Annotated in this window: 23 protein-coding genes and 1 tRNA gene; 18 read left to right on the top strand and 6 right to left on the bottom strand. The window is 64.1% G+C overall.

The annotated features are described in order from the left end of the window. Positions 1-21: 21 nt before the first annotated feature. Both ACYCVF_RS29345 and ACYCVF_RS29340 read right to left on the bottom strand, forming a co-directional pair. On the bottom strand, positions 22-393 hold the full coding sequence (locus ACYCVF_RS29345) for a hypothetical protein (protein WP_459595411.1): 372 nt from the start codon (positions 391-393) through the stop codon (positions 22-24). A gap of 105 nt (positions 394-498) precedes the next feature. Then, complete coding sequence (locus ACYCVF_RS29340) at positions 499-723, bottom strand: hypothetical protein (protein ID WP_459606433.1); 225 nt, start codon at positions 721-723, stop codon at positions 499-501. A 352-nt stretch (positions 724-1,075) separates the two neighbouring features. Between ACYCVF_RS29340 and ACYCVF_RS29335 the strand changes: the two genes are divergently transcribed. Next, positions 1,076-1,966, top strand: coding sequence for a hypothetical protein (locus tag ACYCVF_RS29335; protein ID WP_459595413.1), 891 nt, complete (start codon positions 1,076-1,078; stop codon positions 1,964-1,966). Between the two features lie 60 nt (positions 1,967-2,026). Here ACYCVF_RS29335 and pepT read toward each other — a convergent pair whose 3' ends face one another. The 4 genes from pepT to ACYCVF_RS29315 form a co-directional block, all read right to left on the bottom strand. After that, complete coding sequence (gene pepT, locus ACYCVF_RS29330; RefSeq protein WP_459595414.1) at positions 2,027-3,277, bottom strand: peptidase T; 1,251 nt, start codon at positions 3,275-3,277, stop codon at positions 2,027-2,029. Positions 3,278-3,380: 103 nt separating this feature from the next. Then, on the bottom strand, positions 3,381-3,695 hold the full coding sequence (locus ACYCVF_RS29325; RefSeq protein ID WP_459595415.1) for an HU family DNA-binding protein: 315 nt from the start codon (positions 3,693-3,695) through the stop codon (positions 3,381-3,383). A 203-nt stretch (positions 3,696-3,898) separates the two neighbouring features. Further along, a tRNA-Asp gene (locus ACYCVF_RS29320) sits at positions 3,899-3,975 on the bottom strand. A 160-nt stretch (positions 3,976-4,135) separates the two neighbouring features. After that, a complete protein-coding gene (locus tag ACYCVF_RS29315) occupies positions 4,136-4,339 on the bottom strand; it encodes a hypothetical protein (RefSeq protein WP_061027070.1) in 204 nt (67 codons plus the stop codon). Between the two features lie 481 nt (positions 4,340-4,820). Here ACYCVF_RS29315 and ACYCVF_RS29310 point away from each other — a divergent pair, with 481 nt between their 5' ends. The 17 genes from ACYCVF_RS29310 (at position 4,821) to nuoN (ending at position 23,512) form a co-directional block, all read left to right on the top strand. Beyond that, the gene (locus ACYCVF_RS29310; protein WP_459595416.1) at positions 4,821-7,073 is read left to right on the top strand and encodes a TonB-dependent siderophore receptor; all 2,253 of its coding nucleotides are present in this window, start codon (positions 4,821-4,823) and stop codon (positions 7,071-7,073) included. Positions 7,074-7,806: 733 nt separating this feature from the next. Beyond that, positions 7,807-8,172, top strand: coding sequence for an NADH-quinone oxidoreductase subunit A (locus ACYCVF_RS29305; protein WP_027550614.1), 366 nt, complete (start codon positions 7,807-7,809; stop codon positions 8,170-8,172). Next, complete coding sequence (locus ACYCVF_RS29300; RefSeq protein ID WP_459596436.1) at positions 8,169-8,753, top strand: NuoB/complex I 20 kDa subunit family protein; 585 nt, start codon at positions 8,169-8,171, stop codon at positions 8,751-8,753. Before ACYCVF_RS29305 ends, ACYCVF_RS29300 begins: the two co-directional genes overlap by 4 nt. 11 nt (positions 8,754-8,764) lie before the next feature. Beyond that, a complete protein-coding gene (locus ACYCVF_RS29295) occupies positions 8,765-9,376 on the top strand; it encodes an NADH-quinone oxidoreductase subunit C (protein ID WP_459595417.1) in 612 nt (203 codons plus the stop codon). Positions 9,377-9,378: 2 nt separating this feature from the next. Further along, positions 9,379-10,575, top strand: a complete 1,197-nt coding sequence (locus tag ACYCVF_RS29290) for an NADH-quinone oxidoreductase subunit D (protein WP_459595418.1) — start codon at positions 9,379-9,381, stop codon at positions 10,573-10,575. Further along, positions 10,575-11,552, top strand: coding sequence for an FkbM family methyltransferase (locus ACYCVF_RS29285; protein ID WP_459595419.1), 978 nt, complete (start codon positions 10,575-10,577; stop codon positions 11,550-11,552). Before ACYCVF_RS29290 ends, ACYCVF_RS29285 begins: the two co-directional genes overlap by 1 nt. Positions 11,553-11,564: 12 nt before the next feature. Then, positions 11,565-12,176 carry an NADH-quinone oxidoreductase subunit NuoE gene (gene nuoE / locus ACYCVF_RS29280; RefSeq protein WP_028136068.1) on the top strand — a complete coding sequence of 204 codons (612 nt, stop codon included), beginning with the start codon at positions 11,565-11,567 and terminating at the stop codon, positions 12,174-12,176. After that, entirely contained in the window at positions 12,176-12,376 is a 201-nt protein-coding gene (locus ACYCVF_RS29275) for a hypothetical protein (RefSeq protein WP_459595420.1), read from the top strand. Before nuoE ends, ACYCVF_RS29275 begins: the two co-directional genes overlap by 1 nt. 15 nt (positions 12,377-12,391) lie before the next feature. Beyond that, positions 12,392-13,717, top strand: a complete 1,326-nt coding sequence (gene nuoF, locus ACYCVF_RS29270; RefSeq protein WP_459595421.1) for an NADH-quinone oxidoreductase subunit NuoF — start codon at positions 12,392-12,394, stop codon at positions 13,715-13,717. Between the two features lie 5 nt (positions 13,718-13,722). Next, positions 13,723-15,798 (top strand): NADH-quinone oxidoreductase subunit NuoG, encoded by a 2,076-nt coding sequence (gene nuoG, locus ACYCVF_RS29265; protein WP_459595422.1) that lies wholly within the window; start codon positions 13,723-13,725, stop codon positions 15,796-15,798. A 10-nt stretch (positions 15,799-15,808) separates the two neighbouring features. After that, complete coding sequence (gene nuoH / locus ACYCVF_RS29260) at positions 15,809-16,876, top strand: NADH-quinone oxidoreductase subunit NuoH (RefSeq protein ID WP_459595423.1); 1,068 nt, start codon at positions 15,809-15,811, stop codon at positions 16,874-16,876. A gap of 14 nt (positions 16,877-16,890) precedes the next feature. Further along, a complete protein-coding gene (nuoI, locus tag ACYCVF_RS29255; RefSeq protein ID WP_026232873.1) occupies positions 16,891-17,379 on the top strand; it encodes an NADH-quinone oxidoreductase subunit NuoI in 489 nt (162 codons plus the stop codon). Positions 17,380-17,516: 137 nt separating this feature from the next. Next, complete coding sequence (locus ACYCVF_RS29250) at positions 17,517-18,155, top strand: NADH-quinone oxidoreductase subunit J (RefSeq protein WP_061027048.1); 639 nt, start codon at positions 17,517-17,519, stop codon at positions 18,153-18,155. Beyond that, entirely contained in the window at positions 18,152-18,460 is a 309-nt protein-coding gene (gene nuoK, locus ACYCVF_RS29245) for an NADH-quinone oxidoreductase subunit NuoK (protein ID WP_008547737.1), read from the top strand. The genes ACYCVF_RS29250 and nuoK overlap by 4 nt, the downstream gene beginning before the upstream one ends. A gap of 8 nt (positions 18,461-18,468) precedes the next feature. Further along, positions 18,469-20,544, top strand: a complete 2,076-nt coding sequence (gene nuoL / locus ACYCVF_RS29240) for an NADH-quinone oxidoreductase subunit L (protein ID WP_459595424.1) — start codon at positions 18,469-18,471, stop codon at positions 20,542-20,544. Then, on the top strand, positions 20,545-22,053 hold the full coding sequence (locus ACYCVF_RS29235; protein ID WP_459595425.1) for an NADH-quinone oxidoreductase subunit M: 1,509 nt from the start codon (positions 20,545-20,547) through the stop codon (positions 22,051-22,053). It begins immediately after the preceding gene. Positions 22,054-22,075: 22 nt separating this feature from the next. Then, on the top strand, positions 22,076-23,512 hold the full coding sequence (gene nuoN, locus ACYCVF_RS29230) for an NADH-quinone oxidoreductase subunit NuoN (protein ID WP_459595426.1): 1,437 nt from the start codon (positions 22,076-22,078) through the stop codon (positions 23,510-23,512).

Genomic DNA, 23,512 nt, shown 5'->3' with positions numbered 1-23,512 from the left:
CGGGACGCCCGACCAATCCGTTCAGGCAATCTGCTTTGGAGGCGGGGAGTCGGTATCGAGCACAATACCGGCGAGCCGGAGTGCGTGTTGCGGGCTCGCCGCGGAGACAAGCGCCACCAATACGGTCAACGGCGCGGGCTGCGTCACCGTCAACGAGAAGCAACCATGGCAGTGATGGCTGCCGACGATCTTGTGGTCGCCGTGCCCCGCGGGGGCATCAAGGACCGAAGCGATCTCCGAGCCGCCGCCCGGCGTGGTGACGTCGATGTCGTGCGCGCCGTGCAGCGTGCTCGCGAGCAGATAGACAGCCGCGATCAGCACGGACAGCAGCCCGCGCCAGTCGCGCGAGCGGCAGATTCCGGAGGGCTGGCGGTTTGCAAGCACGACGTCCACTCTGGTTGCGGTCTGTGCCCCGGCCTAGCATGGGCGCGGGAACAGTGTCGACCCGCAACATTGTTACGTCACCGGAACAATTGCCGCAGCAGCGTCGCCGGCCTCTTACTGGCGGGTCACGACGCGCCGATCTGAGGTCACGGCTTTGACGCGGGCCGGCTCCGGAGCGTCGCGGCCTTCCATGGTAATGACGGCGTGACAGCTCGCTTCCATCGCCTGTTCCAGCCACTTGATGGCTTCGTCAATCCATTGGTCGTGGTGCTCGGGATCGGCGAGCGCCTTCTCCCGGAATGCATTCGCCTGATGCAGGCACGCCGTTCTACGATCCACGCGCCTCTCCTGATCTGGAGGTTCCGCCCCATCGCATCATTGGTGATCCCGGCTCCGCCGTCCTTAACATAGGACAAAGGAGGGCAAGCCGATCGCAACGCGAAAGGCCCCAGCCGGGACCGGCTGAGGCCTTGTGCTCACAATCTCTATCCTCGGGACTCGAGCAGGTAACCCGCATCTCCCCCGTTCGTTCCCGACGAACGCGCAAAATAGGAACGTTCCTCATCCCTCGCGATTAGCGACAAGACAGAACCGAGGAGGATGGACAATGGACGGACTGATTTATCTGATCGGCTTGATCGTCGTCATCATGGCGATCCTGTCGTTCTTCGGTCTGCGCTGAGATCTCACGATGACGATCGAGACTCTGATGCGCGAAGAGATCATGGAAGGCGGCCTGGAGGGTGAAGCTCCCCGAAGCATCCAGTGGAGTTCGGTGTTCGCAGGCGCGCTTGCGGCGGGCGCGATGTCGTTCATTCTGCTCGGCTTCGGTGTTGCCATCGGCCTTGGTGTCAGCTCGGCCTCGCCGACCTGGCGCGATGCCTCGGCTGCACTGGCACTGCTTTCCGGACTGTATCTGATCATCCAGGCGATCGTCAGCTTCGGCTTCGGTGGTTACATCGCGGGCCGCACGACCCGGCCGGCGCCTGCGCTCGCGACGATCGAGGACGACGGCGAGCGGCGTGATGGGCTTCACGGCCTGACCGCCTGGGCGCTGGCGGTGCTGACCGGCGCAGCTCTGCTCGCGCTTCTCGGCGCTGCTGCGATCGACCGCTCCCCGATGCGCAGCTCGGCAAGCAACACGTCCGCGGCCGAGCCCCTGTTGAGCTACGAACTCGACAAGCTCTTCCGCGCGCCGCGCCGCTCGCCGAATGCCGACCTGAGGGAAGCCCGCGCCGAAGCGGGACGTATCCTGATGACGTCGTCCAGCCACAGCGGCGTCAGCACCGATGACCGGAACTACCTGGTGCAACAGGTCGCCGCCGTGACGGGACTGGCGGGCCCGGATTCCGAACGGCGGGTCGATGCACTGGTCGCAGACTCGAGGACGGCCATCAACCGTGCGCGGCGTAACTCGATCATCGTGGCGTTCTCGGTTGCGGCCGCCACCCTGATCGGCGCCGCGGTGGCCTGGGCCGCGGCCGCCGCCGGCGGGCGGCACCGCGATGGAGAACCGCTGCCGAACTGGATGGCGAGTTCCAATCGCTTCCACCGCACTCCACGCGCGATGCCGGTGCCGTAATCTCAAAGCAAACGGCCGGGCGGGAGCCCGGCCGTTTCGATGTTGCGATGGTCTGGGCCGCTAGGCCCGTTCTTCCCAGATCATGGCGAGGTGGACGATGGTCTGTACCGCCTTCTCCATGTCCTGCCGGCTGACCCATTCGAGCCGCGAATGAAACGCGTGCTCGCCGGCAAAGATGTTGGGGCAGGGCAGGCCCATGAAGGACAGGCGCGAGCCATCGGTACCGCCGCGGATCGCGGTGCGCATCGGGCGCAGCCCCGCGCGGCGGATCGCCTCGATGGCGTATTCGAGGACGTGCGGGTGACGATCGATCACCTGCTTCATGTTGCGGTACTGCTCCTTGACGTCGAGCTTGTAGGTCGAGCGCGGATAGTCCTTCATCACGTCCTTGACGATGTCCTCGAGCAGGGTCTCCTTCTCCTTCAGCCCCTCCTCGGTGAAGTCGCGCACGATGAAGGAGAGCGTCGCCTGCTCCAGTGCGCCGTCGATGCCGATCGGATGCAGAAAGCCCTGCTTGCCTGAGGTCGTCTCGGGCGAGCAGCCTTCCTTCGGCAGGCGCTCGACGATGGCGGCGGCGATCTTGATCGCGTGCTCCATCTTGCCCTTGGCATAGCCGGGGTGCGCGCTGACGCCGTGGATGGTGATGGTGGCTCCGTCCGCCGAGAAGGTCTCGTCCTCGACGCAGCCCGCGCTCTCGCCGTCCATGGTGTAAGCGAAATCGGCGCCCAGCTTCTTCAGGTCGACATTGTCGACGCCGCGGCCGATCTCCTCGTCGGGCGTGAACAGGATCTTGAGGGTGCCGTGCTTCACGTCGGGATTGTTGAGGAAGAAATGCGCGGCATCCATGATCTCGGCCACACCGGCCTTGTTGTCGGCCCCCAGCAGCGTGGTGCCGTCGGTGGTGATGATGTCGTTGCCGATCTGGTTCTTCAGCGCGGGGTGTTCGGCAAAACGGATCACCTGGCTGGTATCGCCGGGCAGGACGATGTCGCCGCCTCGATAGTTCTTCACCACTTGCGGCTTGACGTTCTCGCCGGTGACATCGGGCGAGGTGTCCATGTGCGCGCAGAAGCAGATCACCGGCACCTTCTTGTCGGTGTTGGCCGGGATGGTGCCATAGACATAGCCGTAATCGTCGAGATGGGCGTCGGTGACGCCCATGGCCTTCAATTCAGCGGCGAGCACGCGGCCGAGATTCTTCTGCTTTTCGGTCGAGGGCGAGCTGGGGGATTCCGGATCGGACTGGGTGTCGATCGTGACGTAGCGCAGGAAGCGCTCGGTCACGGTATGCGAGAAGGTGAGGGAGGACATTTCTGGTCAAACCGCCGAGCCTGAGGGAAGCAGGCGGTATATCAGAAAAGCGGGCGATGATGCGGCCGGAACGAGCTCGATCAGGCCTAACGAATCGTAAGTGCTAGATCGCCTCCTTCAGTTCCTTCACCGCGCGGAACGCGACCTTCCTGCTGGCCTTGATGTGGATCGCTTCGCCAGTGCCGGGATTGCGGCCGGTGCGGGCGGCGCGCTTGCGGACCTGGAGGATGCCGAGGCCCACGATGCGGACACGGTCGCCCTTCTTGAGGTGCTTGGTGATCAGGTCGACCATGTCGGTCAAGACGGCTTCGGCGTGCTTTTTCGACAGGTCCTGGCGCTCCGCGATGTCCGCGGCGAGGTGCTTGAGCGTGATGGTGGCGGGAGCGGCTGCTTTCTTCGCCGAATCCTTCTTCGCCATGACAGGCCTCCTCGGTTGGTCCCATGACAGGGAGTCCCTGGAAAAGCCGAGAATGCGGGGGGATCCCTCTAAGTCCCTTTTAGGACTAGACGATTCGGGCGCGGGCTGACTACGGCAGCGGCCCCCCGGACGCAGGCAACGGCCCGCAAAGTCGCGAAAGGCGGCGAGAAGTTCGGGCTAAGACTATGAAGGGATTGCCAAAATGGCGCGAGAGACGGGGCTCGAACCCGCGACCTCCGGCGTGACAGGCCGGCGCTCTAACCAACTGAGCTACTCCCGCGTGCTTCGCTGAACGCGCGCGGAACGAGGGGGGACTTAAAGGGGGGACATGGTGAAGTCAAGGACGTTGCGCTTTCCCGGGGCGCCTAGGCTTAAGCATTGCTCTGGAAAACAAAAAGGCCGCCCGGAAGGCGGCCATGGGTCGATCCGGAGGGGACGTGTCAGCGGATCGCCGACGTGCCCGCACTGGTCACCGCCACCGGCTTGCCGGCCTTGATCACCGGGGTGGACTGAGCCGTCTGGCTGTAATCGGCATTGGTGCGTGCTGCGATCCCGAAGCCGGCCACCGCGATGCCGGCCACCAGCGCCACCACCACGATCTTGAGGTGGGTCGCTCGATCAGCAGAGTGAATTGAGTGGTTCATCTGAGCCTCCCGACGGGCTTGGCCGCCGTCTATGGGTGCTGTCTTAAGGGCGATCTGTTTCCGGATGGTTTCGCGGGTTCCGCAAAATGGTTTCATCTCCGCGCTTGGCGGGTTTCGTCCGGGGCCTGAAGCGGGCTGCCTCAGGTTCCCCGACGTCAGCCGGATCGGGCGGCCGAGCCGGCGAACGGCACGCCGCGGCTCCGTCGCGGTCACGACGGGACGGATCAGCCGCGCGCGCGCCGATCCGCTGTCCCGTGAGCAGATTCAAAAATCCAGAAGTCCGAACGCCGCTGCGGGACAGCTGATCTCACTGCGTCGCGCGGGAACATTGAAATATTTCTAAGAGTCCTTCTAAGAAGCTTTCAATTAGGGAAATCGCGCACCCTCACATAAGCGTCATCGAAAGCGCATGCCGTTTGGGGACAGGCGGCATGGTGCATCAAACATGCAGCTTCGGGGTGGCGCGTTGAACAGTCTTGGAATGCTGCGGTCGGCCGTGTTGGCGACTGCATCCGCTTGGGTCTTGATGCCGCAGGCATCGCTCGCACAATCATCCGCGCAGGGTGGCGCTCAGAACATTCCGTCGGTGACGGTCACGGCACCGGAAGTGCGCCGCCGCGCGGCGGCGGCTCCTCAGCGCCGCGCGCCCAGGTCCTCCGAGCAGGCCGCCAGCAGGAACAGGCCGCAGCCGCGGCGCAATGTCGGCTTCGTCGAGACGCCGCGCGGCCCGGTGAACGGCTACGTCGCCGGCCGCAGCTCGTCGGGCACCAAGACCAACACGCCCATCATGGAAACGCCGCAGTCGGTGTCGGTGATCGGCGCCGAGCAGATCCGCGACCAGAAGCCCAACAAGCTGGACGAGGTCCTGCGCTACACCGCCGGCGTGCGGGCCGGAACGTTTGGCACGGACACCCGCAACGACTGGTGGCTGATCCGCGGCTTCAAGTCCGACGACATCGGACTGTTCCTCGACGGCATGCAGCTGTTCTACACCTCCTATGCGAGCTGGAAGCTGCAGACGCCCAACATGGAGCGCGTCGAGGTGCTGCGCGGTCCGTCGGCCGTGCTGTATGGCGGATCGAGCCCGAGCGGCATCGTCAACGTCATCAGCAAGATGCCGCCTGCCGAGCCGATCCGCTACGTCGAGACCGGCGTCAACAATTTCGGCAACGCCTATGTCGGCTTCGATTTCGGCGGACCGGTCGCGACGAGCCCCGAGAACGGCAAGCTGTTCGCCCGCGTCGTCGGCCAGGTGCAGAACGGCGGCACGCAGGTCAACTTCACGCCCGACAACAACTACTTCATCGCGCCGTCGGTCACCTGGAAGCCGGATGCCGACACGACCTTGACAGTGCTGGCTTCGGCCTCGAAGCAGGACACCCGCGGCATCAACTTCCTGCCTTACCAGGGCACGGTGACCAACGCGCCGTTCGGCAAGATCCCGACCAGCTTCTTCGTCGGCGATCCCAGCGTCGACAAGTTCACGCGCGAGCAGGAGATGCTCGGCTACCAGTTCGAGCGTCATCTCACCGACGACCTGACGTTCCGTCAGAATGCCCGCTTTGCGCATGTCGACATCACCTACCGCGGCTATATCGGCAACGGATGGGCGGACATCAACACGGCCACGATGGGCCGCTACAATTGGTATGCGAAGAATACCGCGAACCAAGCCAATCTCGACAACCAGCTCGAGTATCGGTTCGACACAGGCCCGGTCAGGCACACGATGCTGTTCGGGGTTGATCTGAGGGGGTATCAGATCGACGACTATCAGGCGTTCAACTTCGGCACCGTTCCGTCGATCAACGTCTTCAATCCCGTGTACGGTGTCAACATCCCGCTCGCAGGCGCGCCGTTCCGCAACTTCCTGATCACGCAAAAGCAGGCCGGCACTTATCTTCAGGACCAGATGAAGCTCGGCAACTTCACGCTGGTGCTGAGCGGGCGCAATGACTGGGTGGAGACGACGCAGGCCGCCCGTGACACCGGTGCAACGCTCGCCAGCAATGATGACAGCCGCTTCAGCGGCCGCGCCGGCTTGATCTACAATTTCGACAACGGCATCGCGCCCTATATCTCCTATGCAACCAGCTACAATCCGGTCATCGGCCTCAACGCCCAAAACCAGTTGTTCGGGCCGGAGACCGGCCAACAGACCGAAATTGGCGTGAAGGTCGCTCCCGTTGGATTTGACGGCTACTTCACTGCTTCGGTGTTCGATCTGAAGCGCCAGAATGTGCCGACCACCGATCCGGTGATCACCACGCTGCAGAACCAGACCGGCGAGGTGACCTCGCGCGGCATCGAGCTCGAGGCGGTGGCCAATGCCACCAAGGAGCTGAAGTTCATCGGCGCCTTCACGGCGTATGATCTCTTCACCAGCAAGGATCTCGATCCGGCGCTGGTGGGCAAGACGCCGACCAACACGCCTGAACTCCTGGTATCGGGCTGGGCCGACTACACCTTCAGGGACGGGCCGCTCGCAGGGTTCGGCTTCGGCGGTGGCGTGCGCTATATCGGCTCGTCCTGGGCGGACACAGCCAATACGCTCGAGGTTCCCGCGGTCGTGCTCGGCGATCTCGCGCTCCATTATGAATGGCAGAATTGGCGGACGGCGCTGAACGTGATCAACGTGGCCGACAAGATGTACGTCGCAAGCTGCGCATCGGCCTCCTCCTGCTTCTACGGCGACCGCCGGCGTGTGACCGCCAGCGTCTCCTACAAATGGTGAGGACAGGCGAGGGCAGGACCTCGTGACGGCAGGCTCCGGGAATTGGACCGGCTGATCGCCATCGTCCTTCTGCTCCGCCCAACCGGCCGATCGCCGATCTTCCGTCAGGAGATCGATGAGCCCGCGGGCTATGCCCCCCAGCCCGAAGCTCATCCGAGCGCGGCGTGAGCGACCGACGAGGTCGCCGCCGCGCTCGCGGCCGGACCGGAATGGCGCGGTGGCCGACGCATTCGCAAGGCGAGACCCGGCCTCGTCGTGACGCATGGCACTTCCGATCGCTCGCAGCTGTGGATAGGTCCCCTTCGCTGCGCGAATTCTGATCGCGGCGGCACCATCATTGCCCCCTGCATGCGCTGCTCCGGGGGGCCCATCGGCAAATATGCCGCCGGGATGACGGGAGAGGGCCCTGGCGGTCATTGCCGGGACAGCGTGCCCTGCCGAACCAAGAAACCGAACATTTTGGTCGGTCAGCGCTCGACAAACTGCTGCCGCCGCGCCTGTGCCGCAATCCCAGAACTGTTGACCTGCAAAACCGTGACCACCCTTGCTGGGGCAGGCAATCTGCTCCATACCGGCCGCGGGATGATTCCGGGATTTTCACCGTTCTGGGAGCGGCAAAGGGCCTGAAAAGAGCGTGTCTTGCGCCCATTGGTGCACTGCGCTAAGGCTCAGAATAATTCCAAATCGGACGAATCCGTGGCTGTCCCGAGGCTGCGGGAAAAAGGGCTCGTCAATGAGCGGCATTCTTCAGAACTATCTTCCACTCGTCGTCTTCATAGGGGTAGCGGGCCTCATTGGCCTGGTGCTGCTGATCGCGCCCTTCATCGTGGCGTTCCAGCAGCCGGACCCGGAAAAGCTGTCGGCGTACGAGTGCGGTTTCAACGCCTTCGACGATGCCCGCATGAAATTCGACGTCCGCTTCTATCTGGTCGCCATCCTCTTCATCATCTTCGACCTCGAGGTGGCGTTCCTGTTTCCCTGGGCGGTGGCGTTCGGCAAGCTTGGCGCGACGGGCTTCTGGTCCATGCTGGTGTTCCTCGCCGTGCTGACGGTCGGGTTCGCCTATGAGTGGAAGAAGGGAGCACTGGAATGGGATTGACCCCTGCTGCATCGTCCGCGGGTCCGGTCGTAGCGCCGGCCCCGAAGGGCATTCTGGACCCCGCGACGGGCAAGCCCGTCGGGGCCAATGATCCGTTCTTCCTCGAGGTCAATTCCGAGCTGTCCGACAAGGGCTTCTTCGTGGCCGCGACCGACGACCTCATCACCTGGGCGCGCACCGGCTCCCTGATGTGGATGACCTTCGGTCTCGCCTGCTGCGCGGTCGAGATGATGCAGGTGTCGATGCCGCGCTACGACGTCGAGCGCTTCGGCTTCGCACCACGTGCCTCGCCGCGCCAGTCCGACGTGATGATCGTCGCCGGTACGCTGACCAACAAGATGGCGCCGGCGCTGCGCAAGGTCTACGACCAGATGCCGGAGCCGCGCTACGTCATCTCGATGGGCTCCTGCGCCAATGGCGGCGGCTATTATCACTATTCCTACTCGGTCGTGCGCGGCTGCGACCGCATCGTGCCGATCGACATCTACGTGCCGGGTTGCCCGCCCACCGCGGAAGCGCTGCTCTACGGCGTGTTGCTGCTGCAGAAGAAGATCCGCCGCACCGGCACCATCGAACGCTAAGGTTTTACGTCATGGACGACGCCAAGCTCGACGCCCTGGGGCAGACGATCGTTAGCGCGCTTCCGGGCGCCGCGACCGGTCACGCCGTCGCCTTCAACCAGCTCACCGTGGATGTCGAGGCAGCCAGGATCGTCGAGGTGGTCAAGTACCTCCGCGATGACCCAAACTGCCGTTTCGTCAATATCACTGACATCACGGCGGTGGATTATCCCGATCGCGACAAGCGCTTCGACGTGATCTATCATTTCCTGTCGCCGACCCTGAACGCGCGGATCCGCCTGAGGGCCCAGGCTGACGAGACCACGCAGGTGCCCTCGCTCATCGACGTGTTTCCCGGTGCCGACTGGTTCGAGCGCGAGGCCTACGACCTCTACGGCGTGTTCTTCGTCGGCCATCCCGACATGCGCCGCATCCTCACCGACTATGGGTTCGAGGGGCATCCGCTGCGCAAGGACTTTCCGCTCACCGGCTTCGTCGAGGTCCGCTACGACGACCAGGAGAAGCGGGTGGTGTACGAGCCCGTGCGGCTCAACCAGGAATTCCGCAAGTTTGATTTCTTGTCGCCGTGGGAGGGTGCGGATTACCCCCTTCCTGGAGATGAGAAAGCAGGACCGAAGGCCTGACCATGAACGAGCAAGCTGAAAACCTTCGTAACTTTACCATCAACTTCGGCCCGCAGCATCCGGCCGCGCACGGCGTGCTGCGTCTCGTACTGGAGCTTGATGGCGAGATCGTCGCCCGCGTCGATCCGCATATCGGCTTGCTTCACCGCGGCACCGAGAAGCTGATCGAGCAGAAGACCTATCTCCAGGCGATCCCTTATTTCGACCGGCTCGACTACGTCGCGCCGATGAACCAGGAGCATGCCTTCTGCCTCGCGGCCGAGAAGCTGCTCGGCATCGAGGTGCCGCGCCGCGGCCAGCTGATCCGCGTGCTCTATTGCGAGATCGGCCGTATCCTGTCGCATCTGCTCAACGTCACCACGCAGGCAATGGACGTCGGTGCGCTGACCCCGCCGCTGTGGGGCTTCGAGGAGCGCGAGAAGCTGATGGTGTTTTACGAGCGCGCCTCGGGCAGCCGCATGCACGCTGCTTTCTTCCGCATCGGCGGTGTGCACCAGGACCTGCCGCAGAAGCTCGTCGACGACATCGAGGCCTGGTGCGATCCGTTCCTCAAAGTGGTCGACGACCTCGACCGGCTGCTCACCGCGAACCGCATCTTCAAGCAGCGCAACGTCGACATCGGCGTGGTGTCGCTGAAGGAAGCCTGGGAGTGGGGCTTCTCCGGCGTGATGGTGCGCGGCTCGGGCGCGGCCTGGGACCTGCGGAAGTCACAGCCCTACGAGTGCTACGCCGAGATGGATTTCGACATTCCGATCGGCAAGAACGGCGACTGCTACGACCGCTACCTGATCCGCATGGAAGAGATGCGCCAGTCCGTGCGCATCATGAAGCAGTGCATCCAGAAGCTGAACGCAGCCGAGGGCAAGGGCCCCGTCGTCGTCGAGGACAACAAGGTCGCGCCGCCGCGGCGTGGCGAGATGAAGCGCTCGATGGAAGCGCTGATCCACCACTTCAAGCTCTACACCGAAGGTGTCCACGTGCCGGCCGGCGAGATCTATGTCGCGGTCGAGGCGCCCAAGGGCGAGTTCGGCGTCTATCTCGTCGCCGACGGCACCAACAAGCCCTACAAGTGCAAGATCCGCGCGCCGGGCTTCGCCCATCTGCAGGCGATGGACCACATCTGCCGCGGCCATCTGCTCGCCGACGTCTCGGCGATCCTCGGCTCGCTCGACATCGTGTTCGGAGAGGTCGATCGGTGATGGCGCAGGCGCCAATCCAGTTTGACCGTGCCTCGGGGGCCCTTGAAGGGGCCAACCTGTGGGAGCGGACGGCTGCCTTGGCGCTGGTGACGGGGTCGAAGATCTCGTCGCACTTCTCGCATATGGGGTACATCGCCTGCGCCAACCTGCTGCGCAAGACGCTGCCCGAGCGCAACATCGCGATCAGGCTCAATCCCGACGCCGTGTTCGAATTCCCTTACGGCGACGGCTATTGGAGCAAGCTGCTCAACCGCTCCTACAATTATGAGGACGAGCTCGAGCTGTTGTTCGCCGACTCCATCGATGTCGACTACACGCTGCTCGATTGCGGCGCCAACTACGGTTACTGGTCGGTGCTGGTGTCGAGCAAGCCGTTCGGCGCGCACAAGGCGATCGCGATCGAGCCATCTGGGCAGAACTATCCGAAGCTCGCCAACAATGCGCGCGTCAACGGCAATCGCTTCGAGACCATGAAATGCGCCATCGGCGCGGCCCGCGGCACCGCGCGGCTGTCGGGCACCAAGCACGAGGCCTTCAGCATCGCCGGCGATCCGTCGGCGGAAGGCGAAGAAGTGCCCGTGATCGCGCTCGACAACCTCATTGATGACGGCAAGATCGCCGGCACCGGCAAATATCTGATCAAGCTCGACGTCGAGGGCGTCGAGATCGAGGCGATCAAGGGCGGCGCGCGGCTGCTCCAGGCCGACAGCGTCATCATGTGCGAGGAGCACGGCAGCGACCGCTCCCATGCCGTCTCGCGCTACATCCTCGAACAGACCCCGCTGAAGCTGATCGTGTTCGATCCGCGCAGCAATCGGATGGAGACCGTGACCGAGCTGTCGATTCTCGACCGCATCAAGGTCTCGACTCACGTCGGATACAACGTTTTCGGCACCGCGAGCGCATTCTGGCAGGACAGGATCGAAGCCATGAATGCCAAGAACTTGAGTGCGAAGCCCGTGCGCCGCATGCAGTGAGAGATTGAAGAGATGTCCGTTCGCCGATTAGCACCGAAGGAAGTCCAGCCCGCGAGCTTTGCGTTCACGGAGGAGAACCTCGCATTCGCGCGCCAGCAGATCGCGAAATATCCAGCCGGCCGCCAGGCGTCCGCCGTCATCGCCATTCTCTGGCGGGCGCAGGAGCAGAACGAGGGCTGGGTCTCGGAAGCCGCGATCCGCGTCATCGCCGACATGCTCGACATGCCCTATATCCGCGTGCTGGAAGTCGCGACCTTCTACACGATGTTCCAGCTCGCCCCTGTCGGCAAGAAGGCCCACGTCCAGGTCTGCGGCACCACGCCGTGCCGGCTGCGTGGCGCCGAGGATCTGATCCACGTCTGCGAGCACCGCATCCATCACGAGCCCTTCCATCTCTCCAAGGACGGCAATTTCAGCTGGGAAGAGGTGGAGTGCCTGGGCGCCTGCGTGAACGCGCCGATGGTGCTGATCGGCAAGGACACTTATGAGGACCTGACCAAGGAGAGCTTCGGCAAGGTGCTCGACGGCTTTGCTTCGGGCAATCCGCCCAAGCCGGGTCCGCAGAACGGCCGCCAGTTCTCGGCGCCGATCACTGGACCGACCACGCTGAAAGAGGTCACCTGATGCGTGATCTCATCGCAAACGGAGGGACCGAGGCCGTGAAGAAATGGGGCTTCGTCGCCATGCACGCCGCGGTCGCGGCTACCTTCATGTTCCTGCTGCAGCGCTTCTTCATGAACGCGTCGCAGGAGACCAGTCTGCTCTGGGCGCTGATCTTCGCTGCCTGCGCCGCCGGACTTGCCTACAAGCAGTCCATTCGTTGATCGGAAAGCACTGACATGCTCGAGGACAAGGACCGCATCTTCAAGAACCTCTACGGCCTTCACGATTGGGGGCTCGAGGGCGCGCGGCGCCGCGGCGCTTGGGACGGCACCAAGGACATCATCGACAAGGGCCGCGACTGGATCATCAGTGAGATGAAGGCCTCGGGCCTGCGCGGCCGCGGCGGCGCAGGCTTCCCGACCGGCCTGAAATGGTCGTTCATGCCGAAGGAATCGACCGACGGCCGGCCGAGCTATCTCGTCGTCAACGCCGACGAGTCCGAGCCCGGCACGTGCAAGGACCGCGAGATCATGCGGCATGATCCGCATCTGTTGGTTGAGGGCTGCCTGATCGCGAGCTTCGCGATGAACGCGCATGCCTGCTACATCTACGTCCGCGGCGAGTTCATCCGCGAGCGCGAGCACCTCCAGGCCGCGATCGACCAGGCTTACGAAGCCAAGCTGGTCGGCAAGGACAACGTCAACGGCTGGCCGTTCGATATCTACGTCGCGCACGGCGCCGGCGCGTATATCTGCGGCGAGGAGACCGCGCTGCTCGAGAGCCTGGAAGGCAAGAAGGGCCAGCCGCGTCTGAAGCCGCCGTTCCCGGCGAACGTTGGCCTGTTCGGCTGTCCGACCACCGTCAACAATGTCGAGTCCATCGCGGTTGCGCCGGACATCCTGCGTCGCGGCGCAGCCTGGTTCGCCGGCATCGGCCGTCCGAACAATGTCGGCACCAAACTGTACTGCATCTCCGGCCATGTCGAGCGGCCCTGCAACGTCGAAGAGGCCATGGGCATCCCGTTCCGGGAGCTTATCGAGAAGCACTGCGGCGGCATCCGCGGCGGCTGGGATAATCTCAAGGCCGTGATCCCCGGCGGCTCCTCGGTGCGCATGGTGCCGGCCGAGCAGATCATCGACACGCCCATGGATTTCGACAGCCTGAGCAAGCTGCGCTCGGGCCTCGGCACCGCGGCGGTGATCGTGATGGACAAGTCGACCGATCTGATCCGCGCCATTGCCCGCATCTCCTATTTCTACAAGCACGAGAGCTGCGGCCAGTGCACGCCGTGCCGCGAGGGTACGGGCTGGATGTGGCGCGTGCTCACCCGCATGGCGGAAGGCCGCGCCCACAAGCGCGAGATCGACATGCTGCTCGAGGTGACCAAGCAGGTCGAAGGCCACACCATCTGCGCGCTCGGCGATGCCGCCGCATGGCCTATCCAGGGCCTGATCGCGCATTTCCGTCACGAGATCGAAGCGCGCATCGACGAGTATTCGCACAAGTCCGACATCGACGATATCGGCGTCCGCGATCCCGTGAACATGGTCGCGGCGGAGTAAGACAAATGACCAAGCTCATCATCGACGGCAAAGAGATCGATGTCCCCGCTGAATACACGCTGCTTCAGGCGTGCGAGGCCGCGGGCGCCGAGATTCCGCGCTTCTGCTATCATGAGCGGCTGTCGATCGCCGGCAATTGCCGGATGTGCCTCGTCGAGGTGAAGGGCGGCCCGAAGCCGGTCGCGAGCTGCGCCTGGGGCGTGCGCGATTGCCGTCCGGGCCCCAAGGGCGAGCCGCCGGAAATCTCCACCCGTTCGCCGATGGTGAAGAAGGCACGCGAAGGCGTGATGGAATTCCTTCTCATCAATCATCCGCTGGATTGCCCGATCTGCGACCAGGGCGGCGAGTGCGACCTGCAGGACCAGGCGATGGGCTATGGTGTCGACACCAGCCGCTTCGCCGAGAACAAGCGAGCGGTCGAGGACAAATATCTCGGCGCGCTGGTCAAGACCTCGATGAACCGCTGCATCCAGTGCACGCGCTGCGTCCGCTTCTCGGCGGAAGTTGCCGGTGCCCCCGAGATGGGCGCGACCGGCCGCGGCGAGGACATGGAGATCACGACCTATCTCGAGCACGCGCTGACGTCGGAATTGCAGGGCAACCTCGTCGACATCTGCCCGGTCGGCGCGCTGACCTCGAAGCCTTATGCCTTTGCTGCGCGCCCCTGGGAGCTCGGCAAGACCCAGTCGATCGACGTCATGGACGGCGTCGGCTCTGCGATCCGCGTCGACACCCGCGGCCGCGAGGTGATGCGCATCCTGCCGCGCATCAATGAGGCCGTGAACGAGGAGTGGATTTCCGACAAGACCCGCCACATCGTCGACGGCCTGCGCACCCAGCGCCTCGATCGTCCCTATATCCGCGAAGCCGGCAAGCTGCGCGCGGCGAGCTGGTCCGAAGCCTTTGCCGCGATCGCGGCGAAGGCGGCGCGCACCGACGGCAAGCGCATCGGCGCGATCGCGGGCGATCTCGCCGGCGTCGAGGAGATGTTCGCGCTGAAGGATCTGCTGGCCAAGTACGGCTCTGCCAATCTGGCGGTGCAGGGCGGCGATGCCTTCGATCCGGCGCTTGGCCGCGCCTCCTACATCTTCAATCCGACGCTCGCCGGCGTCGAGCAGGCCGATGCGCTGCTCATCATCGGTGCCAATCCACGCAAGGAAGCGGCCGTGTTCAACGCCCGCATCCGCAAGCGCTGGCGCGCCGGCGGCTTCAAGGTTGGCGTGATCGGCGCCAAGGCCGATCTCACCTACGATTACGACCATCTGGGTGCGGGCACCGACACGCTCGGCGAGCTCGCGGCCGGCAAGCACTCCTTCATCGACGTGCTGAAGAACGCCAAGCATCCGATCATTCTGGTCGGCGGGGGAGCCGCCTCGCGTCACGACGGCGCGGCCGTTCTGGCGGTCGCAGCCAAGCTCGCGCTCGACGTCGGCGCGGTGAAGGACGGCTGGAACGGCTTTGGCGTGCTGCACGAGACGGCCTCGCGCGTCGGTGCGCTCGACATCGGCTTCTCCGCCACGGCGGGCGGGCTCAACGCCGCGCAGATGACGACGTTCGGCACGCTGGACCTGCTGTTCCTGCTTGGTGCCGACGAGATCAAGGCGCCGGACGGCACCTTCGTGGTCTATGTCGGGACCCATGGCGACCGCGGCGCGCATCGCGCCGACGTCATCCTGCCGGCGGCCGCCTATACCGAGAAGTCCGTGATCTACGTCAACACCGAGGGTCGCGTGCAGATGACCGGCCGCGCCGCGTTCCCGCCGGGTGAAGCCCGCGAGGACTGGGCGATCATCAGGGCGCTGTCGGAAGCACTGGGCAAGAAGCTCGGCTACGACTCGCTTGCGGCTCTGCGCCAGGCGATCTTCAAGGCCGTGCCGCATCTGATGCGTCTCGACCAGATCGAGGCCGGCACCGCCGACCAGATCAGGAAGCTCGCAGGGAAGGGCGGCACGCCGGAGAAGGCTCCCTTCAAGCCTCTGGTCGAGGACTTCTACCTGACCAACCCAATCGCGCGTGCGTCTGCCGTGATGGCGGAATGCTCGCGCCTCGCCTCCGGGCACATGCTGACCGCAGCGGAGTGAGCGTGATCTGATGGAATTCTTCGAAAGCGCATTCTGGACCGGGTTCCTCTGGCCGCTGATCATCATGGTCGCGCAGAGCGTCCTGGTGCTCGTCGTCCTGCTGGTCGCGATCGCCTATATCCTGCTCGCCGACCGCAAGATCTGGGCGGCGGTGCAGATCCGTCGCGGTCCGAACGTGGTCGGACCGTGGGGCCTGCTGCAATCCTTCGCGGACCTCCTGAAGTTCGTGCTGAAGGAGCCGATCATTCCGGCAGGCGCCAACAAGGGCGTGTTCCTGCTGGCGCCGCTAGTGTCGTGCGTGCTCGCGCTCGCCGCCTGGGCGGTGATCCCGACCAATCTCGGCTGGGTGATCTCCGACATCAATGTCGGCATCCTCTTCATCTTCGCGATCTCGTCGCTGTCGATCTACGGCATCATCATGGCCGGCTGGTCGTCGAACTCGAAATATCCGTTCCTGGCCGCACTGCGCTCCGCGGCGCAGATGGTGTCCTACGAGGTCTCGATCGGCTTCGTCATCATCACGGTGCTGCTCTGCGCGGGCACGCTGAACCTCACCGCCGTAGTCGAGGCCCAGCACACGCGCGGCCTCGCCAGCCTGATCGGGCTGCCGCAGCTCACGATCCTGAACTGGTACGTCTGGCCGCTGTTCCCGATGTTTGTGGTGTTCTACGTCTCGGCGCTGGCGGAGACCAACCGTCCGCCCTTCGACCTGGTCGAAGCCGAATCCGAGCTCGTCGCCGGCTTCATGGTGGAATACGGCTCGACACCCTACCTCCTGTTCATGCTCGGCGAGTACGTCGCGATCGTCACGATGTGCGCGATGGCGACGATCCTGTTCCTCGGGGGCTGGCTGCCGCCGGTGGACCTGCCGCCCTTCAACTGGGTGCCGGGAATCATCTGGTTCTCGCTGAAGCTGTTCTTCATGTTCTTCCTGTTCGCGATGGCCAAGGCGATCGTGCCGCGCTACCGCTACGATCAACTGATGCGCCTGGGCTGGAAGGTATTCCTGCCGCTGTCGCTGGCGATGGTGATCGTTGTGGCCGGCGTGCTGCATTTCGCCGGCATCGCGCCGAAGTGAGGGCCGTCATGGGTATCAACATCAACGCCACCGCACGCTCGCTTCTGCTGTCGGAATTCGTCTCGGCGTTCTTCCTCGCCATGCGCTATTTCTTCCAGCCGAAGCCGACGCTGAACTATCCGTTCGAGAAGGGGCCGATCTCGCCGCGCTTCCGCGGTGAGCACGCGCTGCGCCGCTATCCGAACGGCGAGGAGCGCTGCATCGCCTGCAAGCTGTGCGAAGCCGTCTGCCCGGCGCAGGCCATCACCATCGAGGCCGGCCCGCGCCGCAACGACGGCACCCGCCGCACGGTGCGCTACGACATCGACATGGTGAAGTGCATCTATTGCGGCCTCTGCCAGGAGGCCTGCCCGGTCGATGCCATCGTCGAGGGCCCGAACTTCGAGTTCGCGACCGAGACCCGCGAGGAACTCTTCTATGACAAGGCCAAGCTGCTCGCCAACGGCGATCGCTGGGAACGCGAGATCGCGAAAGCGATCGAGCTCGACGCGCCGTACCGGTGAGGTGGGGGCATGATCCTTCCCACCATCCTCTCGTCATTCCGGGGCGCGCAAGGCGCGAACCCGGAATCTCGCGACACAACCTCCAGATTCCGGGTTCGCAGGCTTTGCCCGCGCCCCGGAATGACGGGGAATGCCCGATGATCCTTCCCGCGCTGTTCTTCTATCTGTTCGCCGGCGTCTGCGTCGCCTCGGCGGTGATGGTGATTGTCTCGCGCAATCCCGTGCACTCCGTGCTGTACCTGATCCTGGCCTTCGTCAACGCCTCCGGCCTGTTCGTGCTGATGGGCGCCGAATTCCTCGGCATGATGCTGATCGTCGTCTATGTCGGCGCGGTCGCGGTGCTGTTCCTGTTCGTGATCATGATGCTCGATGTCGACTTCCTCGAGCTGCGCGAGGGCTTCATCGAGTACCTGCCGGTCGGCCTCGTCATCGGCGGCATCTTCCTGTTCGAGCTGCTGCTCACCGTCGGCTTTTGGGTCATCAACCCCGGCGTCTCAAAGACGATCACGGCGGCGATCCCGGCCAATGTCAGCAACACCGAGGCGCTCGGGCTCGTGCTCTACACGAAGTACATCCACTACTTCCAGCTCTCGGGCATGGTGCTCCTGGTCGCCATGATCGGCGCCATCGTGCTGACGCTGCGCCACAAGGCGAGCGTGAAGCGGCAGGACATCAACGTTCAGAACGCGCGCACGCCCGAGATGGCGATGGCGATGCGCAAGGTGGCGCCCGGGCAGGGGCTCTCGGATGCGGACGCTGCGGAGTGGGTGAAATGACGATCGGGCTCGGACATTATCTGGCGGTCGGCGCGATCCTGTTCACGCTCGGGATTCTCGGCATCTTCCTGAACCGCAAGAACATCATCGTCATCCTGATGTCGATCGAGCTGATCCTGCTCTCGGTCAACATCAACCTCGTCGCGTTCTCGACCTTCCTCGGCGACATCGTCGGCCAGGTCTTTGCGCTGCTGGTGCTGACGGTTGCGGCCGCTGAAGCCGCGATCGGTCTCGCCATCCTGGTGGTCTATTTCCGCAACCGCGGCTCGATCGCGGTTGAGGACGTCAATCTGATGAAGGGCTGAGCTCTCAAATGGTTCAGGCAATCGTTTTCCTGCCTCTGCTCGGCGCCATTCTGGCCGGCCTGATTGCGCTGTTCGGCGCGCATGCCCGCAACCCCTCGGGCGACGAGATCGAGCATCACGGCGATCACGGCCACGGCGCCCATGCCTCGACGGTCCATGACGCCCATGGCCACGATGAACACGGTCACGACGACCACGGCCATGGTCCGACCGAGCCGCCCGCGGCGGGCTCGCGCGCGGCCGAGCTGATCACGACGGCGCTGCTGTTCGTCTCGGCGGCACTGTCCTGGATGACGCTGGTCGACGTCGGCTTCATGCACCATGACTACAGGATCCAGCTCCTGCCATGGATATTCTCCGGCGACCTCCAGGTCTGGTGGACGCTGCGCGTCGACACGCTCACCGCCGTGATGCTGGTGGTGGTGACGACCGTGTCCTCGCTCGTGCACCTCTATTCCATGGGCTACATGGACGAGGATCCGAACCGACCGCGCTTCTTCGGTTATCTCAGCCTGTTCACCTTCGCGATGCTGATGCTGGTGACGGCGGACAACCTCGTGCAGCTGTTCTTCGGCTGGGAAGGCGTGGGTCTGGCGAGCTACCTGCTGATCGGCTTCTGGTACCAGAAGCCGTCGGCGAACGCGGCGGCGATCAAGGCCTTCGTGGTCAACCGCGTCGGCGATTTCGGCTTCGCGCTCGGCATTTTCGCGATCTTCATGCTGGCCGGCTCGACCGATTTCGAAACCATCTTCCATGCCGCGCCCAGCCTCACCGGCAAGACCATCAATTTCCTCGGCTGGCACGCCGACGCGCTGACCCTGACCTGTCTCCTCCTGTTCATGGGCGCGATGGGCAAGTCGGCGCAGTTCCTGCTGCACACCTGGTTGCCTGACGCGATGGAAGGCCCGACCCCGGTCTCCGCGCTGATCCACGCGGCGACCATGGTCACCGCAGGCGTTTTCATGGTGGCGCGCCTGTCGCCGCTGTTCGAGCTCGCTCCGAATGCGCAGGCCGTCGTGATGTTCTTCGGCGCCACCACGGCGGTTTTCGCCGCGACCATCGGCCTCGTCCAGAACGACATCAAGCGCATCGTCGCCTATTCGACCTGTTCGCAGCTCGGCTACATGTTCGTGGCGATGGGGGCAGGGGCCTATTCGGTCGGCATGTTCCACCTGTTCACGCACGCCTTCTTCAAGGCGCTGCTGTTCTTGGGGAGCGGCTCGGTGATCTACGCGATGCACCACGAGCAGGACATCCGCAACATGGGCGGCCTCTGGAAGAAGATCCCCTACACCTATGCGGTGATGGTGGTCGGCACGCTGGCCCTGACCGGTTTCCCGCTCACCGCCGGCTACTTCTCCAAGGACGCGATCATCGAAGCGGCCTACGCCTCGCACAATCCGTTCGGGGTCTACGGCTTCCTGATGACGGTCGTCGCGGCGGGCCTGACCTCGTTCTACTCCTGGCGCCTGATCTTCAAGACCTTCCACGGCGAGCCGCATGACGAGCATCACTATGAGGCCGCGCACGAGGCCCCGATCTGGATGCTGATCCCGATCGGCGTGCTCGCCATCGGCTCGTTCGTGGCGGGTCTGCCGTTCAAGGAGCTGTTTGCCGGTCACGGGATCGAAGAGTTCTTCCGCGAGTCGCTGAAGATGAACCCGCACATCATCGAGGAGATGCACCACATTCCCCAGGCCATCGCCTTCCTGCCGACGGTGATGATGGTGCTCGGCTTCCTGGTGTCGTACCTGTTCTACATCCGCCGGCCTTACCTGCCCGTCGAGCTCGCGAACACGCAGCCGATGCTGTACAAGTTCCTGCTCAACAAATGGTACTTCGACGAGCTCTACGACATCATCTTCGTCCGTCCGGCGAAGTGGCTCGGCTACCAGCTCTGGAAGAAGGGCGACGGCTTCATCATCGACGGCTTGGGCCCCGATGGCGTCTCCGCCCGCGTGCTGGACGTCACCCGCAACGTCGTGAAGATCCAGACCGGCTATCTCTATCACTACGCATTCGCCATGCTGATCGGCGCCGCCGGCCTGATCACCTGGTTCATGTTCGGCTTTGGAGGCCAGTAAATGACAACCTGGCCCATTCTTTCGGTCACGACGTTCCTGCCGCTGGTCGGCGCGCTGATCGTCTATCTCAGCCGCGGCGATGACGAGGCGGCGAGGCGCAATTCGCGCTGGATCGCGCTGTGGACCACGCTGATCACCTTCGCGGTGTCGGTGATCCTGGTCATGCGCTTCGACGCATCGAACCCCGACTTCCAGTTCGTCGAGAAGGCGAACTGGCTCGCCACCGGCATCACCTACCACATGGGCGTGGACGGCATCTCGCTGCCGCTCGTGATCCTCACCACCGCCGTGATGCCGTTCTGCATCATCGCGAGCTGGAAGGCGATCACCAGACGCGTCCGCGAATACATGATGGCGTTCCTGATCCTGGAAACGCTGATGATCGGCACCTTCTCGGCGCTCGATCTCGTGCTGTTCTATTTATTCTTCGAGGGCGGCCTGATCCCGATGTTCCTGATCATCGGCGTCTGGGGTGGTCCGCGCCGGGTCTACGCGTCGTTCAAGTTCTTCCTCTACACGCTGCTCGGCTCGGTCCTGATGCTGCTCGCCATCATGGCGCTGTACTGGAACGGCGGCACCACTGATATCCCGACCCTGATGCACACCGCCGTGCCCCGGTCGTTGCAGACTTGGGCGTGGCTGGCCTTCTTCGCCTCCTTCGCGGTGAAGATGCCGATGTGGCCGGTGCACACCTGGCTCCCCGACGCCCACGTCGAGGCGCCGACGGCGGGCTCGGTGGTCCTTGCCGCGATCATGCTGAAGATGGGCGGCTACGGCTTCCTGCGCTTCTCGCTGCCGATGTTCCCGCTGGCCTCGCACGACTTCGCGCCGCTGATGTTCACGCTCTCGGCCATCGCCATCATCTACACCTCACTGGTGGCGCTGATGCAGGAGGACATGAAGAAGCTGATCGCGTACTCGTCGGTAGCGCATATGGGCTTCGTCACGATGGGCATCTTCGCCGGCACCATGCAGGGCGTCGCCGGCGGCGTGTTCCAGATGATCTCGCACGGCATCGTCTCCGGCGCGCTGTTCCTCTGCGTCGGCGTGGTCTACGACCGCCTGCATACCCGCGAGATCGCGGCCTATGGCGGCCTCGTCAATCGGATGCCGCTCTACGCGATGACCTTCATGGTCTTCACCATGGCCAATGTGGGCCTGCCCGGCACCAGCGGCTTCGTCGGCGAGTTCATGACGCTGCTCGGCACCTTCAAGGTCTCGATCCCGACCGCGTTCTTCGCCAGCTTCGGCGTGATCCTGTCGGCGGCCTACGCGCTGTGGCTCTACCGCAAGGTCGTGTTCGGAGCGCTGGTCAAGCCGTCGCTGACGAGCATGAAGGATCTCACCTTCCGGGAGTGCCTGACGCTGTTCCCGATGATCGCGCTGACGATCCTGTTCGGCATCTATCCGAAGCCGGTGCTCGACATGTCGGCCGCCTCGGTCCAGCAACTCGTCAACAATTACAATACCGCCGTGACGGCCGTGAAGGCCGCCGCACTGCTCCCGTGATCGGGCAGATCAGGACATCGCCATGAGCTTTGAGACTGCAGGATATCAACTGGCGCCGGTGCTGCCCGAGCTCGTGCTCGCGGTCGGCGCGATGGCGCTCCTGATGCTGGGGGCCTTTCGCGGGCAGGGGACGACCAAGACCGTCACCTCGCTGGCGGTGGTGCTGCTGATCGTGGTCGGCGCGCTCGTCTACATGCAGCCCGCGGGCAAGCAGGTGACTTTCGGCGGCAGCTTCATCGTCGACGACTTCGCCCGCTTCATGAAGATCCTGGCCCTGATCGGCTCCGCCGTGACGCTGGTGCTGTCGACCGAGTTCCTGTCCGATCCGTCGCGGCGGATCTTCGAATACGCCATCCTGGTGCTGCTCTCGACCCTCGGCATGATGGTGCTGATCTCGGCCGGCGACCTGATCTCGCTCTATCTCGGCCTCGAACTGATGTCGCTGGCGCTCTACGTCGTGGCGGCCTCGAACCGCGACGACGCCAAGTCGACCGAAGCCGGCCTGAAGTATTTTGTCCTGGGCGCGCTGTCCTCGGGCATGCTGCTCTACGGCGCCTCGCTGGTCTATGGTTTCACCGGCACGGTCAGCTTCACCGGCATCGCTGCGGCGGCGACGGTTTCGAATGTCGGTCTGCTGTTCGGCCTCGTCTTCCTGCTCGTCGGCCTCTGCTTCAAGGTTTCGGCCGTGCCGTTCCACATGTGGACGCCTGACGTCTACGAGGGCGCGCCGACCCCGGTCACCGCCTTCTTCGCCTCGGCGCCGAAGGTGGCCGCGCTCGCCGTCTTCACCCGCGTCACGCTCACCGCATTCCCCGGCATCGTCTCGCAGTGGCAGCAGATCCTGGTGTTCGTGTCGATCGCCTCGATGGCGCTCGGCTCCTTCGCCGCGATCGGCCAGACCAACATCAAGCGCCTGATGGCCTATTCCTCGATCGGCCACATGGGCTTCGCGCTGGTCGGCCTTGCCTCCGGCACCGTCGAAGGCGCGCAGGGCGTCCTGATGTACATCGTGATCTATGTCGCGATGACGCTCGGCTCGTTCTCGATCATCCTCGCCATGAAGCGCAACGGCCAGGCTGTGGAGCAGATCAGCGATTTCGCGGGTCTGTCGCGCACCAATCCGCTGCTCGCCTTCATGTTCGCGATGCTGCTGTTCTCGCTCGCCGGCATCCCGCCGCTCGCCGGCTTCTTCGCCAAATGGTACGTGTTCGTCGCTGCGATCAAGGCCAATTTGTTCACGCTCGCCGTCATCGGCGTGCTGACCAGCGTGGTAGGTGCCTACTATTATCTGGCCATCGTCAAGACGATGTATTTCGACGAGCCGGCCGGCCAGGTCGATCCGGTGCGCATCGAGGTGCGGACGGTGCTGGCGGTGGCGGGCCTGTTCAACATTCTGTTCGCGCTGTTCGCAGGTCCCGTGGTGAGCGTCGCCTCCGCCGCGGCAAAGTCGCTGTTCTAG

This window comes from Bradyrhizobium cedriense (assembly GCF_054602315.1).
This window is presented reverse-complemented; position numbering and strand designations above follow the sequence as displayed.